This window comes from Paenibacillus sp. FSL R5-0914, assembly GCF_038004525.1.
Taxonomy (GTDB): domain Bacteria; phylum Bacillota; class Bacilli; order Paenibacillales; family Paenibacillaceae; genus Paenibacillus_AQ.
In genome coordinates this window covers 944,053-960,524 of the sequence record NZ_JBBORH010000001.1, presented here as the reverse complement: position 1 = coordinate 960,524, position 16,472 = coordinate 944,053, and the positions used below count along the sequence as shown (strand labels likewise).

The window sequence follows — 16,472 nt, the reverse complement described above, 5'->3', positions numbered from 1 at the left end:
TTGTGACAAAAATCACAATTTACCTTAAAAAAAGCAAAAAAAATAAGACGGTTTGACCGTCTTGAAGTTGTTCACTGCTCTATAACAAGCTTGACTCATAAAGGCATTGGTTAGGTAATGGAAATACCCTTCTTCAGCGATTTGAGATCGCCATTCGAATTAAGCAATTGTGGTAGCATCTTCGTGCTGCGAACCATTGGAGAGTCACATAGACGGCAAGAAGGCGCATGTTCAAATGCGAAATTATCCCTCATCCATCCGTTGCATCCATCATTGGTACACGCCCAAATCGCGGTATTTTCTTCCGGTATTTCTTCCAAAGGTTTCTTCCGGTAGTTCATTGCCGTTCCTCCCATCCTGTAAGTCAATAGTGACTAACTAGATATAAAAAGACCGTCCCAACTTTCACAAGCTGGGACGGTTTCTTCTATTATTACAGTTTTACAACGTTTTCGGCTTGTGGTCCACGGTTGCCTTGAACAACGTTGAATTCAACGCGTTGGCCTTCGTCCAAAGTTTTGAAGCCGTCGCCAGTGATTGCGCTGAAGTGAACGAATACGTCGCTTCCGCCTTCAACTTCGATAAATCCGAATCCTTTTTCTGCGTTGAACCATTTAACTGTACCTGTTTGCATGTGTGTTACCTCCACAAATTTAAATTAATATGTTCTTTTTATCTTCAAACAAAGAAAAAATTCACACATTGAAAAAGGTTGTATTACCGAATATAACAGCCCTTTTCAATGCGAAAATTAGGGACTAAATGTATGATTGATATCATATTACCACACCTGATTAGCAAAGGCAAGCTGGCATCCGTATATATCCGTTTCTACCCTAATAAGTATTACCTTCCAATGTAAGGGTTGCCAGTCAGCCCAAAATTGATTAAATCAGCTTATAATTGCCATATTTATCAAAACTTTAGAAGAAATAGATCCCCGATAGCGATACAGAGTATCGCTATTTCAGGAAGCTCTACCTTCTCAACCGAAGGGGTAGTTCGCTCTACTTGTCATTACTGCTATATCATTATATGCCGACTTCCAGCATATTATTCCTCTGGTTTTTCAAGAAGTTTTACTGTAGTCTGATTAACTTTCCCATTTCGATAATAGGTAATCTTCAGATCCTCACCAATCTTCGTCTGATTATATAAATACTTGCGAAGGGAAAGCGTGGATGTAATAGGTTCATCATTAAATTTCGTAATTACATCATTGAACTGTATTCCCGCTTCTTGTGCAGGTCCAACAGCATCCAGAACGACAACCCCATCCTTAACATTGTTCGGTAGGTTCAGTTCCTTGCGTTGGTCCTCTGCGAGAGGAATGTAAGGATTGTTTAAATCTACCGAATATACGCCTAAGTAGGAACGGGCAATCCGCCCTTTCTCAGCCAGTTCATTAGCGGTATCTATCACATGGTTAGCTGGAATAGCAAAACCCAGCCCTTCTACACCTGCATCGGAGATTTTCATCGTGTTAATACCGATGACTTTACCATCCAGATCCACAAGCGCCCCGCCGCTATTGCCTTCATTAATTGCTGCATCGGTCTGAATGACCTCTTGCTCCCAATCATATACGCCGTCCTGATTCAAGGATACGGGAACCATCCGTTCAGTATAGCTGACAATACCTGAAGTCAATGTGTCACCAAGTCCCAACGGGTTTCCGATGGCAATGACCGTTTCACCTAGACGAAGCTTCGAGGAATCCCCGAGCTCTGCGATTGTATTGATCCCTTTGGCATCAATAGAAAGGACCGCGATGTCACTCACTTTATCCGTTCCAACGAGTGTAGCTTTACGTGTCTCGCCATCTACTGTTACGACTTCAAGATTGCTAGAGTCTTCGATGACATGGTTATTAGTAATGATAAATGCTTTATTATCTACCTTTTTATAAATCACTCCAGAGCCTAATGCTGACTCATCCAGAATGTTCAATTCTTTATTATCTTCTTTATGGTTGATAATGCTTACTACTGCAGGACGAACCGTAGCAGCGGCTTGAATGATACGGTCAAACGGATCTCTGCTTGGGGCAACCTCCCCAGTTGTTACTACCGACTTCGGGGCAGTTTCGTGACTCATTTGTCCAGTAAGCATACTGAATAAAAAGACTGCCACCACAGCACTGATTAAGGAGCAGACGGCGGATATTTGCCAAGTGGATAAGCCCTTGCGCGATCTTCGCACAGAATGCTTGCGGTTAGCAAATGATCCCTTTGATGCTTCATCCCCTCTGGACCGTGATACTTTAGTTGAATAGAAATCGTCATCAAACAATCCCACCGAAAATCTCCCCCTTCTATTGCCAACCGTTCACAGTATCTAAAACCTGAACCTCTAGCAATCACGTTCCAAGCATATACCTCTGCATCCTTTAGACTCCAACAATCACTAAAAAGTTTCACTTTATCCATTAACCACACAATAGTTTCAGTTAATCGAAAGAATTTTAGAATCTTTCAATATATCTTCTCTACTAGGAATATTTTGCAACTTAAAAGACTACACTAATAGAAAGGTTCCATAAATTTAGAGTTTGCTTATCACGTCTATAATTGTATCACAGGCAACCCTCAATTCGTGATTTTCCTGAGGTAAAAAGCCTGCGAATTTTTTACAACTCCAGTTCTGTTTTTACTACATAAGGAGGTATAATTATGAATTCTTTTTCCACAAGTATGGATCTGGTGGAGTTTATCGGTAAGCTTGGCGATTTGAAGGATGAACACTACCATATGACCCTTGCCTTCAGTGCTATGATCGAATTGATGATCGATAAAGGCCTGATCTCCCGCCAAGAATTAGAACGAAAGACTGCTGAGCTTGATCAGCTTATGACAACTGGCTCAACTTATCCCATGGCGTAGGTTGGTCATAATACGTATCGCAAAGCTTAAACTCACTATCTTTAAAGAAACAGCCCCGATCCTCCATTGCGCAACGTACCGACATTTTAGCCAAATCCATCATATTATGATCCCGGCTTAAATGCGCTAAATAGGTACGTTTAGTCCGTCCTGTGAGAATTTCACTTAGTGCTGCTCCCGCTGCTTCATTAGAAAGGTGACCCATGTCGCCAAGTATGCGTCGTTTCGTATTCCACGGATAACGTCCCATCCTCAGCATTTCAATATCATGATTCGCCTCCAGCACCAATACGTCTGCCTCTGAAATCGCATCTCTTACCTTGTCGCTAACATATCCCAGATCTGTAGCTACACACAGTTTTTCTTTTCCATCATAAAAATTGTAACCCACCGGCTCCGCCGCATCATGAGAAATTGCAAACGATTCTACACGCAGACTACCAAAATCCCTATGCTGTCCCGACTCCATAATGATTCGGTTATAGTCGGGTATTTTTCCAATGCCTTTTTCAATGGCTCCCCAGGTATTGGTGTTCGCATAAATCGGAAGATCGTATTTACGGGCCATTGCCCCGAGTCCTTTAATATGATCGGAATGCTCGTGTGTGACTAAAATCCCGTCTATATCATTACCCGTTAGCTCGCGCATGGCCAACAGCTCATCGATCCGCTTGGCACTTAGTCCCGCGTCAATCATAAGTGTTGTCTCCCCGTTCCGAACCACCGTTACATTTCCGGTAGAACCACTGGACAGTACTGTAAATGAAATCCCCATTTTCCTTACTCCTTCTAATCTGTTGTCTTCGGACTGATGATGTCCGCACTTATAGCATCCACATAATAGGCATTGCCGTTCTCCAGCATGAACCGCCACATTGGCGACGCTACCTGACTTTCGGAGTTGAACAACTCACCATAATAACCAAGCTCAATCTCCTTTACTACGGAGTCTGCCGGAAAATATTTTTCAATCAAACTGCTAAGCGCTTGCGATGCCGGCAGTACCTTCTGTTCCTTATCGCTACTGCTTGCCCCTATCTCAATCTTAGGTGAGCGGAAAGCTACAATCTTCTGATCACTATTAATCAACTCTAACCTAACTCGGAATAGCGACCACTGATTCTGAACTAGCGGGTGAAGCACGAACTTCCCAACTTCACTTTCTTGAGAATCAAAACGATAATTTGCGATATCCGGTATTTGACTCTCAAGCGCCTTGCTAAGGTCAGTGAAGGAAGAATAGATCAGCTTGCTGTCTATAGGAACATCTAATTTAATGGGTGGTTCATTCTGCTCTTCAGCAGAATATCGATAAGTTATATTAGGAAGCTGCGGGGTAGAAGCCGGAATGGGACACAACACACGAATCCCTTTCTGCTCCATGACCGCCTGGGTTTCTTCGGACAGGGAAGTGAAATCGAGATTGGCACTAACCTGATCGCGCAAATCAATCCACAGCTGATAACATAGCAGCAGATTTAGACCTAAAAAGGCGCAAATTAGTACATTTTTGGCTCTTCCCCAATCCATACCCTTACCTCCTAAATGTTATATGAACAACTTGTACATTAATTTAATGTAAGAACGCTGCCGTCAATAAGCGTAACCTTCCAGACTGGAAGTAGTTGCAGCTTCTCTTCTTTCACTACAGGTACATACGCAGGCGTTAAATCCTTCACTGCCGAAGTTTTGCTGACCGCAGACAATTGATTCTCTAGCTCCACGCCTCCAGATAGCTCTACGATTTTCTTCTCTGCCTTACTCTCATCAATATAGATTAACGAGCGTTCATAAGAGGATACGGTGCCTTGCTGCAATTCCAGATTAATTACACCATACTGCAGCTGCGAGTTGCTCATGATCGGATAGGAGCCATATGGATAGGAGCCATAATATTGTTGAAAAGAGACCTTTCTCTCCTGTCTCCCCTCCTCGGTGGCTTCAAGACGATAGGTTCCATTCCATCCACCATGTTGGTTCACAAATTCTACAGCTTCAAGCGCATCCTTGGCAGGTGTACTGTCTCCGGCTGGAAGTGCGGCAGGATCGCTATAGCTCATCCAATTCCGTTCCTTATCGACCTGAAGACTCCGTTTGCTATCCGTATAAATCTCCGAGCCATTTTTCTCGCGAATATATCTAGTGCTTCCAACATCGAAGAAAAGATTGTTCTGCATTTGTTCTATGGTATACATGCCTGAAGGCATCTCAACCTGAACCAGAGAAATCTTGCTGTCTGGCACATAATAATCACCATCTACGGACTTGTAAGGCGTCCAGTTCTTGCCGAAATCCACATGCTGCTGCACGTCTTGCACAGTTAAATCCGCTTTTGCCGCTTCATATATAATGTCGCCTCTCGTACTGAAGAAAATGGCATGCGCTTTGGAGTCATTCTTAATGTTATAGATCCAAATGCGATCAATGCTTTCTCCTTCAAATAGGGAATCAGGTGACAGCTGCATAACCCGCTGAAGTAACGTTACCGGAATGCCGGATCCGAACGAAAGCTCAATCCCCGGATTCTCATTTCGAATCTTATCCCAATCATAATCCTGTACCGAGTGCCGCTGGAAGCTTTCAAATCCACGCCCTTTTAACCGATTCATAATCAAGCTATAGAACGTTGAGTCTGGATAAAAAAGCGTATGCTTGTTATCGCCCATATGGATGATCATTTTATCAGGGTACAGCAGGTTCTCAACCTTTTCCTCCGGTCCCATATTGTCTGTCTTCACATATAGATTCTCGGAAAGTACCGCTGAGTCTGCACCAGGCAAGCGATAAATCAAATAGTAACTCTCAACAAGACTTCCCAGCACGAGCAAGGCTAGAATCCATGACTTCAATCTCTCCTTCATGCCTCACTCCCCCTTTGCGCATTCAGAGGTAGTGTAAAGGTTACCTTAGAGCCTTCATTAAGCTCGGATTGCAGGGAAATAGAGCCTCCATGGGCTTTCACAATTTCCCGGGCAATGGAAAGGCCAAGTCCGGTGCCTCCCATATTCCGTGAACGCGCCTTATCCACCCGATAAAAACGTTCAAAGATCCGCTCGATGTCTTTCTTCGGTATACCAATCCCGGAATCACGTACAGAAATGGAGAGCATTCCATCCTCACTTTTCAAGGCTTCCAATTCAATCGTACCGCCTTCTGGCGTATATTTTAATGCATTGGAGACCAAATTCCCCAAGACCTGATCGATTTGATCACGATCGAGCCATGCTGTGCTGACATCCCTACGGACCCTTGTACTAATGTCGATCCGCTTCTGCCGAATCTGAAAAGAAAAGCGGTCTGCTACATCCTCTAGCATTTCAGTAATATCCGTCTGCTGAATTCTGAGAAGTGCCTCCTTGGAATCCAGACGCGACAGATGCAGTAGATCCGTAACCAGACGAATCATACGCTCGGTTTCGTTACGAATAACCCCAACAAAACGAACCGCTAACTGCGGGTCCTCAAGCGCTCCATCATCAAGTGCCTCCACATAGCTTTTAATCGTTGTAAGTGGTGTTCTTAGCTCATGCGAAACGTTCGCGACGAACTCTCGGCGTGATTCCTCCAGGTTCTCTTGCTCAGTTACATCTTGCAGCACGGCAATAGTACCGGCAATCCCACCTTCACGGCGATGAATCGGAGTAAACGTAACTCTCACGATATTAGAATCTTCTCCACCCATATGTGTCAGATGAAGCATTGCAGACTGGGCATTTCCTTTAGCCAAGGAACCACTCTGCTCATAATCAAGACCTAGCAATTTATCCAGTGGGGCACCTTCCGGCAACGGACCTTCTGTTCCCAGCATAAGTGCTGCTCGAAGGTTCATAAGAATGACTACACCATTCTCATCCGTGGCTACCACACCGTCACTCATATTCGTCAGAATAGAGGTAAGCTTCTCTTTCTCTTCCTCATTCTGAGAGAGCGCCTCACGCAATCTGCCGGTCATATAATTGAATGCCTGACTGAGTTGTCCAATTTCATCGTTGCCGAGTACGGGCATTTTTCGATTGAACCGACCTTCAGCAACAGCTGTTGCATGCCTAGTCATTTCTTTAATCGGCTGCGTAATGGTGTGTGCAAGAATAACACATAGGACAACTGTCAGTCCCAAGGCTAACAGCAAACCAGAGATGAATACACTGTTGATCCTGCCCATGGTCGCATATAAATCTTTCATGTCAGCAGCAATATAGATTGCACCTACTACCTTGTCACCGGAAAGTACCGGCTTGGCCACAACCTTTTTCCGCACATTATCATCAGCAATAATATATTCTTCATTATCACTGATCCCCTGCAAGGCGCGATTCACTACGGTCTGAGTGTTGCGCTGTCCGACATAGTCATTCTGTGAGGGCACGGAGGTGGTGATGATTTTGCCGCTGGCATCAAGCACCTGAATCTCGGCCCCGTTAATGTAAAGATTATTAACCATACCACGCAGACTTTCTACAGCCGTTTCCTCGTCAACGGTACCAGCCTCACTACCGAATTTATCAGCAGTCAGGATGGACAGCATCTCCGCACGTGCTTTAAGATCCTTCGTGAAGTTATCCGTTAACGAGTTCTTCATCGAGCTGACAAAATAGACTCCAATTAACTGCATAGCTATCAGAATCAGCAGCACATAAATAATAATAAGCTTGGCCTGAATTGTCCGGAAAAAGGACCACCACTTCATCACAGTCCTCCGCTTTTAGGGCTATGCATCAAATAGCCAAGTCCGCGCCGAGTATAAATATATTCCGGCTTGCTGGGATTCTCCTCAATTTTCTCTCTTAGACGACGGATCGTCACGTCTACGGTCCGCACATCGCCGAAATACTCGAATCCCCACACAGCCTGCAGTAAATGCTCCCGGGTCATCACCTTACCCGCATGTTTAATCATATAGTAGAGCAGCTCATATTCACGATGGGTCAAATCAAGCGGCTCCCCACCCTTATAAACCAGATACATATCTGTATCAATAAATAGATCAAAATGGTATATACCCTGTCTGGTCTCTGCAGGTTCATTCGCCATTCCCGGCGGTGACGGTTTGTGCTGTCTCCGCATTTGGGCCTTCACTCTGGCGAGTAGCTCACGTGTACTAAAAGGTTTGGTCACATAGTCATCCGCACCAAGCTCTAGACCAAGCACCTTATCAATCTCTCCGTCTTTGGCAGTAAGCATAATGATAGGAATGTCCAAATGTGCAGAACGAACCTCACGACAAACATCCATCCCGTCCTTACCAGGCAGCATAAGATCAAGCAGCATAAGATCAGGCTTTTTGGACAATGCCAATTCTACTGCACTGTTACCATCAAAAGCACAAATAACCTCGTAGCCTTCTTTTTCTAGATTAAACTTCAATATATCAGCAATAGGCTGTTCATCGTCTACTACCAGAATCGTTCCCATCTGCATGTCTCAGCTTCACCTTCCTATCCCTACTTAAAGATCATTCCTTTATTTTAACATACCTGTCTTACCGTCACATCCTACGAAATAAGGAATCGGCTTCCCCAGCAAAAAGAAACAGCTATATCGTCATTCCTATATTAAAAAAAATAAAACCGCTCGAGTTTAATCGAGCAGTTGAGGTTAAAGTATGAATTATCGCAAATACTTCATTGGATTTACCGCAGTGCCATTCTTCCGAATCTCAAAATGCAGATGTGTTCCCGTCGAGCGTCCAGTATTGCCCATTACGCCAATTTTGGCGCCTTGCTCCAAACGCTGTCCCGTAGAAACGGAGATGCTGTTTAAGTGGCCATAATAGGTTTCGTATCCGTTACGGTGATCCACAATAACCACATTTCCATATCCACTCTTCACACCAGCAAAGATTACAGTTCCGGCATCAGAGGCTTTAATGCTCCGGTTGCCAGATACCATATCTAGACCCTTATGAGCACGGCTCCAGCGCTCACCGAAACTACTAGTAAGGGTTGCTCCGCTTACTGGCCAACTGAACATGCCTGTTCCTTCACCAACTACCTTCGTCCCCCGATAAACCACTTCAGGGAGAGAAGATTTAATAACGGTCTGACCCAACCACTCTTCTTGTACGACCATTCCGTTTTTCTTTGTTAACCGATACTGCATTTCTTTAAGGCCCGTTTGTCCTGGACGAACGACCTTACTTTTGCCTGCTGGTAACTGGTCGCTTTTCCGCACGATCACTTCAGGCTCAGTAACCACCTGCTCTGACACTTGCTCTACAGTAACAACTGTAACATCTGGCTGTGGTACCTTCAGCTTCAGTGTATCTCCAATCTTCAACGTTAGCTCTTTCACATCCGGGTTGTTACTATAGATCTCTTTTTGTGTAATTTCAAACCGTTTGGCAATCCCCGAAATCGTATCGCCCTCTTGAACGGTATAAAGAAGTGGTGCTTCTTTACCCTCGGTAAGAGTTTTGACCGCTTCCTCGACATCCAATACTTTGTTAGGATCTGTCTTCACTGGAACAATAGCAACTTCTTCACTAATTTTGACTGACTCCACTTGGTTAGGAGCTTTTGCTTTCGCAGCACTTGAACTTGAGGCTGCTGTTCTTGTGAGCTTACTAGCCGTTGCTACTTTAGTTTGCGGAACATAATGATTCTTTACCCCTTCAAGCACCGCATTTGCGGTCTCTTGATCCTTAACAATGCCAACCACCTTGCCATCTACCAATAATTGTACACCTACGGCATAGGCCTTCAGCATTCCATCTAGTTTATTAAGCGTTGCTTCACTATCAACTTCCGGCTTGTACGCTTTCTCCTGTTTAATTGTAATGCCTTCTGTCTGAAGCACCATCGTTGAATCTGGATACTTGTCCTGATATTCCTGTTGCTTCTTATCATACAGCTGATTAAGCTGTGCCTGATCGTTAAGCTTCCCGATCTCCTTACCCTTCACCAACACTTGATAGTAGGTTTCGGTATTGGCTGCTACATACTTTTTCTCTGCACCGATCAATACAGTGGTTAGAAGTACTAGGCCAACAGCTCCCAAAATCCAAGAACGCCGGAATCTACGAGTCCCTTTTTCTTGATGAAAGTGTGTGGAGTCGTGATCGAAATTGTGGCTCTGCTGAACATCTGCTCCGGATTCTGCTGTGTCACTATTCCGCAGTTTCCCCATCCGGCGCATGAACTTAAATCCCTTCATGAAACTCTCCCTTTCAGTCCGCTCTGTCATCTGATATGAACGGCCAAGCTAGTTGTACGATCTCGATTATATAGATTACGACCATGAATGTTTCTGCTTATCCTAGTTCTAAATTCCTGCTTCTAATGGACCCTCAAAAAGGTTACAATTGGTTACAAAAAATTAACCCTTTGAACATCCTTGTCTAATGTACCATAGCTGAGCGAAAAATTTCAACTTTGTACACATAAAAAAACCCACGAAATACGCGGGTTTTTTGCGCAAATATGAAAATTTAGCCTTTTTCTTGTGTCTAGAAATTGACAATTACTATGGCTGCTGTAGAGTTTCTGTAGTTGGTGTAAGCATTTTCATTATACTCTCGTATTCATCGCGATCAACATATTTGGCAATAACTTGTTGCAGCTCCTTAACCTCATCCTCCGTTAGACCATCCTCCATCGCCGTGGAGATTTTCTGCATCTCATCCTGCGGTAGTTTGGACATCAAGATATTGAATATATTTACCTTCTCCGCCGAAGGGAGATTATCTTTTAAGTCACCTATTGCCTCAGGTGTCATTACCAATTTCTGGTCCTCTGAAATTCCACTCTGGCTTTCGTTAGTAGAAGACTCATTTGAGGCTTGGCCCATAACCGGTAAAGCATCCTCGGGTGCTTTTTCCTCCACCGGCTCCCCTTTTTCAGGTGTATCCTTACTGTTATCTTTATCCTTGTTTACCGCGCTGCCTGTTGTCGTCGCTTCTTTATTCGCTTTATTGGAGTCCGATTGGCTATCCATGCCAATAATGCTCTTGACCATCCCACCTAAACCTGGGCCTGGACTATCCACTTTAATATCGAAGCTCGCCAGAACCGACTGAATATAAGCATTTACAACCACGCCCGTAGTTAGAATTGAAAGTGTACTTGCGAGTACTACAATTAGACATACTCCCAGTGCACGCTTCACGATCTTCATTTCTTCTCTCCTCTCACCTATGTTCAAGTCTATCTGGTATATTTTTTCCATGTTTTTCTATACTCCCAGTATTGACTAGAACCGGCTTCGGGAAACATACACATAAAAGTAAACATAAAAAAGAGACCTCTCGCGAGGTCCCTTATAAATGACTAAATTTATTTAGATATAAATTGGCATTACTTGATTCGTCTGCTCACGGTTACGGCCTACTGAGAAGATGGCGATCGGAATCCCTGTAAGCTCAGATACACGTTCAACATATCTGCGTGTATTTGCTGGCAGATCATCCAATGTTTTTGCAGAAGTAATATCTTCGCTCCAACCTGGAAGCTCCTCATATACCGCTTCACACTCTGCAAGCATCTTAAGGCTAGCTGGGTAATGCGTGATTATTTCACCACGGTATTTGTAGCCTGTGCAGATCTTCACAGTCTCAAGTCCACTCAGCACATCCAGCGAGTTAAGAGACAAGCCTGTGATTCCACTTACACGACGAGCGTGACTTACAACAACACTGTCAAACCAACCTACACGGCGAGCACGTCCTGTAACTGTTCCATATTCATGACCTGTTTCACGGATATAATCACCAGTTGCATCGTTCAGTTCTGTAGGGAACGGGCCATCTCCAACACGAGTAGTGTAGGCTTTAGCAACCCCGATAACCTGTTTAATCTTAGAAGGTCCAACACCAGAACCTATGCATACGCCACCTGCAGAAGGGTTAGAAGAAGTAACAAACGGATACGTGCCTTGATCGATATCAAGCATTACCCCTTGTGCACCCTCAAACAATACTTTGCGGTCTGCATCAATAGCTTCATTAAGAATGACCGACGTATCTGTCACATAATTACGTAGCACTTCCGCATATTCCAGGTACTGAGTCAGAATCTCTTCAACATCAAGAGCTTCCGCGCCATATACTTGAGTAATCACTTGGTTCTTCTCTTCCATCAAGTGACGAAGTCTCAATTCGAATTCCTCAGCGTCCATCAGGTCAGCAATACGGATACCGTTACGTGCAGCCTTATCCATGTAACATGGACCGATGCCTTTGCGTGTTGTACCAATCTTGTTCGGACCCTTGCGGTCTTCTTCCAGAGCATCCAGTACCATGTGATAAGGCATAATAACATGAGCCCGGTCGCTGATCACTAAGTTTTTAGTGTCAAAGCCGTTCTCATGAATATAATTAATTTCTTGGATCAAGGCAGCTGGATTAATAACCATCCCGTTACCAATTACACAAGTCTTTTCTTTATAAAATACACCAGAAGGGATTAAGCTGAGCTTAAACTTCTCACCGTCAATCAGAATCGTGTGACCGGCATTATTGCCCCCTTGATAACGGGCAACCACATCTGCACTTTCCGCTAGAAAGTCAGTGATTTTCCCTTTACCTTCGTCTCCCCATTGTGTTCCCACGACGACTACCGTTGACATGTTCATTCCTCCGTAGGTGCTAGCAAGCACCATTATTTTTCATAATATGGGCCCTGTACGTCATTCTTATGTACGTAGCCCTCCGGACTCCAAGCGGATTTACCCACTAAAGGACAATACTCAGTGTAACAGCCGTTTTTTTCAAAGTCAAATAAAACGAACGATTACACAAAGAAATGTGCAATCGTTCGGATATCATACATGACAGGTTACCCAGCAAATGGTTCTGCATGTGCTCGCTCGTAGTTAACGAACTTGTTGAAGTTTTTGAGGAAGACAAGCTCTACTGTCCCAACCGGACCATTACGCTGTTTGGCTATAATAATTTCAATAATATTTTTCTTCTCAGTGTCCTGATTGTAATAGTCGTCACGATACAAGAACGCAACAATGTCGGCATCCTGCTCGATAGAACCGGATTCACGCAAGTCACTCATCATCGGTCGTTTATCCTGACGTTGTTCCACACCCCGGCTAAGCTGCGACAGGGCGATAACCGGCACGTCCAATTCACGAGCGATCTGCTTCAAAGTACGGGATATATCCGATACTTCCTGTTGACGGTTTTCCCCGCCTTTACCGCGGCCCTGAATGAGCTGCAAGTAGTCAATGACGATCATCCCCAGGCCCTTTTCCTTCTTGAGCCTCCGGCATTTCGCACGAATATCCGTTACAGTAATCCCTGCTGTATCATCGATATAAATCTCCGCCTCCGATAGGGACTGAATGCCCATAGTCAGCTTCGACCAATCATCATCACTCTTAAAGTCACCGGTACGCATAGTATTCGCATCCAGATTAGCTTCGGCACAAATCATCCGCTGTACTAGCTGCGGCGCAGACATTTCCAGACTAAATATGGCAACCGTCTCTTTGGCACGTACGGCCACATTCTGAGCAATATTTAGCGCGAATGCTGTCTTACCTACAGAAGGACGGGCTGCAACAATAATCAAATCATTGCGCTGGAATCCATTAGTCATATGGTCTAAATCCACAAATCCCGTTGGAATACCTGACATGCCGCCCTTATCTTTATTCTGATGGAGGAGTTCAACTTTATCAAATACTTCCATCAAAACATCGCGGATTGCGATAAATCCACTGCCGCTGCGCCGGTTAGAGATTTCAAGAATTCGCCGTTCTGCATCACTCAGCATATCGGCTACATCTTCACCGCCGGTGTAACCCTCGCTTACAATTTGCGTCGCTGTACGAATCAAACGCCGTAACATAGCCTTTTCTTCAATAATCTGCGCGTAGTATTCTACGTTAGCCGCAGTAGGCACAGCATGCGCCAGCTTAGCTAGGTAGCTAACACCACCAATATCTTCGAGCTCTCCCTTGTCCTGCAGTCTAGAAGTAAGCGTAACAAGATCAATCGGCTGGCTCTCTTCTCCGAGCTGCACCATCGCCTCAAAAATCATTTGATGCGCTTTATCGTAGAAGTCTTCGGTATTCACCCGTTCCATTGCAGTAATGAGCGCTTCATCCTGCAACAGAACAGCACCAATTACCGCTTGCTCCGCCTCAAGATTCTGCGGGGGAACCCGATCGAAAAAGAGATCTCCACCCATGTTACTCCTCCGTTACCTGAACCTTAAGGGTAGCCTTTACTTCAGTGTGTAGTTTTATACTTACTTGAAACACTCCCAAATGACGAATCGGCTCTCCTAGCTCAATCTTACGCTTATCGATGGAAATGCTTTGAGTGGAAGCTAGCGTTTCAGCAATTTGTTTGCTCGTGATTGCGCCGAATAGACGGCCGCCTTCACCTGCTTTTGCTTTCATAGTAAGAGTAAGCTCATCTATCTTCTTGCCCAGTTGCTGAGCTTCTTCTTTTTCGTTATCTTTACGGCGTTGTTCAGCAGCTGCTTGATTCTCAAGCGTCTTCACATTGCCTTCCGTTGCCGGACGAACTAATCCACGTGGTAATAGGAAGTTCGAAGCATAGCCTTCGGATACCTCTTTAACCTGACCTTTTTTACCTTGACCCTTAACATCTTTTATGAAAATGACCTTCATTCGAATAAACCCTCTTTCGATTCGATTTCAGCCAGCACTTGCAGCAGTCTGGCTTCTGCTTCTTTACATGTTCCTTCTAGCTGTACCGCGGCGTTCGATAGATGCCCACCGCCACCCATTTTTTCCATCACGACCTGTACATTCATACGCCCAAGTGATCGAGCACTAATGCTTATCAGGCCGTCTGGTCGCTCACTAATGACAAATGAAGCGACTACGTTCGTCATCCCAAGTAATGTATCCGCAGTCTGAGCGATAAGTAGCTGTGGAATCTTCATACCTGGTGCCGTAACGACCAATGCGATTTGATCATAAATCATACGCGCATGTTTGATAATTTCGGCTTTTGAAATATACTCCTGTAAATCCTCCTTCAGCATACGCTGAATAAGAACGGTATCCGCACCATTTCGGCGCAGAAACCCTGCAGCTTCAAATGTACGTGAGCCTGTATGCAGTGCAAAGTGCTTCGTATCTACAGTAATTCCCGCTAAGAGCATTGTAGCATCCAATGGACTAATCTTTACCTTCTCATGGATATATTGAAGCAACTCTGTCACCAGCTCACAGGTTGATGAAGCATAAGGCTCTAAATAGACAAGTACAGCATCGTTGATGAACTCTTCGCCTCTACGGTGATGATCCACCACCACAATTCTACTCGCATATTGCACAAGCCGCGGTTCCATTGTCATAGATGCCTTATGGGTATCTACAACAATAAGCAGTGTATGCTCCGTCATCACTTGTAAAGACTGCTCCGTTGTGATGAACGACTTAAACAATTCATCATCTTTCCGAATCTGCTCCATCATGTTCGTTATGGAAGGATTAGGAGTCTCCATCACAATGCTAGCCTCTACATTATACATCTGTGCGGCTCTCAGAAGGCCAATCGCAGCACCAACAGCATCGATATCTGGTGTGCGGTGGCCGAGGATCAGCACACGGTCGCTCTCCTGCATTAAATCACGCAGCGCATGCGCAATGACTCGTGCCCGCACTCGTGTACGCTTCTCCGCAGCATTACTCTTTCCACCGTAGAAAGACAACCTCTGACCTGCTTTTACAGCAGCCTGATCTCCACCTCGGCCGAGCGCCATATCCAAACTGGATTGTGCTAAGGCACCTAGCTCGCTTGCAGAGTCCGCTCCAAATGCCATACCAATACTCAGTGTCATGGGCACTTTAAGGTCGGCCGTCATTTCCCTAATCTCATCGAGAATAACGAATCGACTTTCTTCCAGTGCTTGCAGACTACGATGATTAAGTAGCATTAGATAACGCTCAGACGACAGACGACGTAGATAAACATCAAACTGTTTACTCCATTCGGTGATCTCACTCGCTACCTTAGCGATCAGAGAAGTACGCTGTTGATCATCCATTCCTTGAGCAGATTCATCTAGATTATCCATCATCACTATGCCAATCGCCAGCTTCTCATCCTCATAACGTTCACGTAGCACCACAAGCTCAGTGATATCATACATGTAAAGAATACGTTCACTTGGAATAATGACGGCTTGGTAAAATCGTTCATCCACAGTGAGCTCAAGGCGAGTGTCATGCAATACGCCTTCTTTGTGAACATCCCTTTTTCCCGATACATTCGTCGTAAAAAAAGACTGCATATCCGGCAGCAATTCCAGTAGCGGTTCCCCAACTAAAGACTTGCGCGCAAAAATATCACCAGCATAGCGGTTATTCCATTCTACTGTTCGATCTTCGCTAAACAGAATGATTCCGAGGGGCAGCATACTCACTGCTTCTCCCTCCACTCGCTTAATACGAAAAGTTAATCCATTAATATATTCCACCAGATTACGGCGGAACGAAATTTCCGTCTTCAGCATATAGAAGCATAATGTACCTGCCAGAAACAGGCTAACGACCCCAAGAGCCCAGTTATAAATACTAACAATTATAATAAGGGCCAACAGCAGCATGAACGCCCATACGGTATGATAGCCGTGCCAGCGTCTTTGCAGAAATTTAGGCATG

General features: G+C 44.6%; 15 protein-coding genes. 1 reads left to right on the top strand and 14 read right to left on the bottom strand.

Annotated elements, in window-relative coordinates:
• Positions 1–110: 110 nt before the first annotated feature.
• The 3 genes from MKX60_RS04155 to MKX60_RS04145 form a co-directional block, all read right to left on the bottom strand.
• Positions 111–341, bottom strand: coding sequence for a cold-shock protein (locus MKX60_RS04155; protein WP_042131698.1), 231 nt, complete (start codon positions 339–341; stop codon positions 111–113).
• A gap of 92 nt (positions 342–433) precedes the next feature.
• A complete protein-coding gene (locus MKX60_RS04150) occupies positions 434–634 on the bottom strand; it encodes a cold-shock protein (protein ID WP_019914582.1) in 201 nt (66 codons plus the stop codon).
• Positions 635–1,053: 419 nt separating this feature from the next.
• On the bottom strand, positions 1,054–2,298 hold the full coding sequence (locus MKX60_RS04145) for a S1C family serine protease (RefSeq protein WP_341059108.1): 1,245 nt from the start codon (positions 2,296–2,298) through the stop codon (positions 1,054–1,056).
• Positions 2,299–2,672: 374 nt separating this feature from the next.
• Between MKX60_RS04145 and MKX60_RS04140 the strand changes: the two genes are divergently transcribed.
• The gene (locus MKX60_RS04140; RefSeq protein WP_042193027.1) at positions 2,673–2,882 is read left to right on the top strand and encodes a hypothetical protein; all 210 of its coding nucleotides are present in this window, start codon (positions 2,673–2,675) and stop codon (positions 2,880–2,882) included.
• Here the strand turns inward: MKX60_RS04140 and MKX60_RS04135 are convergent.
• The 11 genes from MKX60_RS04135 to MKX60_RS04085 all read right to left on the bottom strand — a co-directional run bounded on the left by MKX60_RS04135 (position 2,848) and on the right by MKX60_RS04085 (position 16,471).
• Entirely contained in the window at positions 2,848–3,657 is an 810-nt protein-coding gene (locus MKX60_RS04135; RefSeq protein ID WP_042193028.1) for an MBL fold metallo-hydrolase, read from the bottom strand. The two genes, MKX60_RS04140 and MKX60_RS04135, sit on opposite strands and share 35 nt — an antisense overlap.
• Before the next feature lie 14 nt (positions 3,658–3,671).
• A complete protein-coding gene (yycI, locus tag MKX60_RS04130; RefSeq protein ID WP_042193029.1) occupies positions 3,672–4,412 on the bottom strand; it encodes a two-component system regulatory protein YycI in 741 nt (246 codons plus the stop codon).
• Positions 4,413–4,450: 38 nt separating this feature from the next.
• On the bottom strand, positions 4,451–5,743 hold the full coding sequence (locus MKX60_RS04125; RefSeq protein WP_042193030.1) for a YycH family regulatory protein: 1,293 nt from the start codon (positions 5,741–5,743) through the stop codon (positions 4,451–4,453).
• Complete coding sequence (gene walK / locus MKX60_RS04120) at positions 5,740–7,569, bottom strand: cell wall metabolism sensor histidine kinase WalK (protein ID WP_042193031.1); 1,830 nt, start codon at positions 7,567–7,569, stop codon at positions 5,740–5,742. The genes MKX60_RS04125 and walK overlap by 4 nt, the downstream gene beginning before the upstream one ends.
• A complete protein-coding gene (yycF, locus tag MKX60_RS04115; protein WP_042193032.1) occupies positions 7,569–8,300 on the bottom strand; it encodes a response regulator YycF in 732 nt (243 codons plus the stop codon). The genes walK and yycF overlap by 1 nt, the downstream gene beginning before the upstream one ends.
• 189 nt (positions 8,301–8,489) lie before the next feature.
• Entirely contained in the window at positions 8,490–10,034 is a 1,545-nt protein-coding gene (locus tag MKX60_RS04110; RefSeq protein WP_339244140.1) for a M23 family metallopeptidase, read from the bottom strand.
• A 309-nt stretch (positions 10,035–10,343) separates the two neighbouring features.
• Positions 10,344–10,994, bottom strand: coding sequence for a hypothetical protein (locus MKX60_RS04105; RefSeq protein WP_339244141.1), 651 nt, complete (start codon positions 10,992–10,994; stop codon positions 10,344–10,346).
• Positions 10,995–11,156: 162 nt separating this feature from the next.
• Positions 11,157–12,443: an adenylosuccinate synthase gene (locus MKX60_RS04100; RefSeq protein WP_076285057.1), complete on the bottom strand. Its 1,287-nt coding sequence runs from the start codon at positions 12,441–12,443 to the stop codon at positions 11,157–11,159.
• Positions 12,444–12,652: 209 nt separating this feature from the next.
• A complete protein-coding gene (dnaB, locus tag MKX60_RS04095; protein WP_042131710.1) occupies positions 12,653–14,020 on the bottom strand; it encodes a replicative DNA helicase in 1,368 nt (455 codons plus the stop codon).
• Position 14,021: 1 nt separating this feature from the next.
• Entirely contained in the window at positions 14,022–14,468 is a 447-nt protein-coding gene (gene rplI / locus MKX60_RS04090) for a 50S ribosomal protein L9 (RefSeq protein ID WP_042193036.1), read from the bottom strand.
• On the bottom strand, positions 14,465–16,471 hold the full coding sequence (locus MKX60_RS04085) for a DHH family phosphoesterase (RefSeq protein ID WP_042193037.1): 2,007 nt from the start codon (positions 16,469–16,471) through the stop codon (positions 14,465–14,467). The genes rplI and MKX60_RS04085 overlap by 4 nt, the downstream gene beginning before the upstream one ends.
• Between the last annotated feature and the right edge of the window lies 1 nt (position 16,472).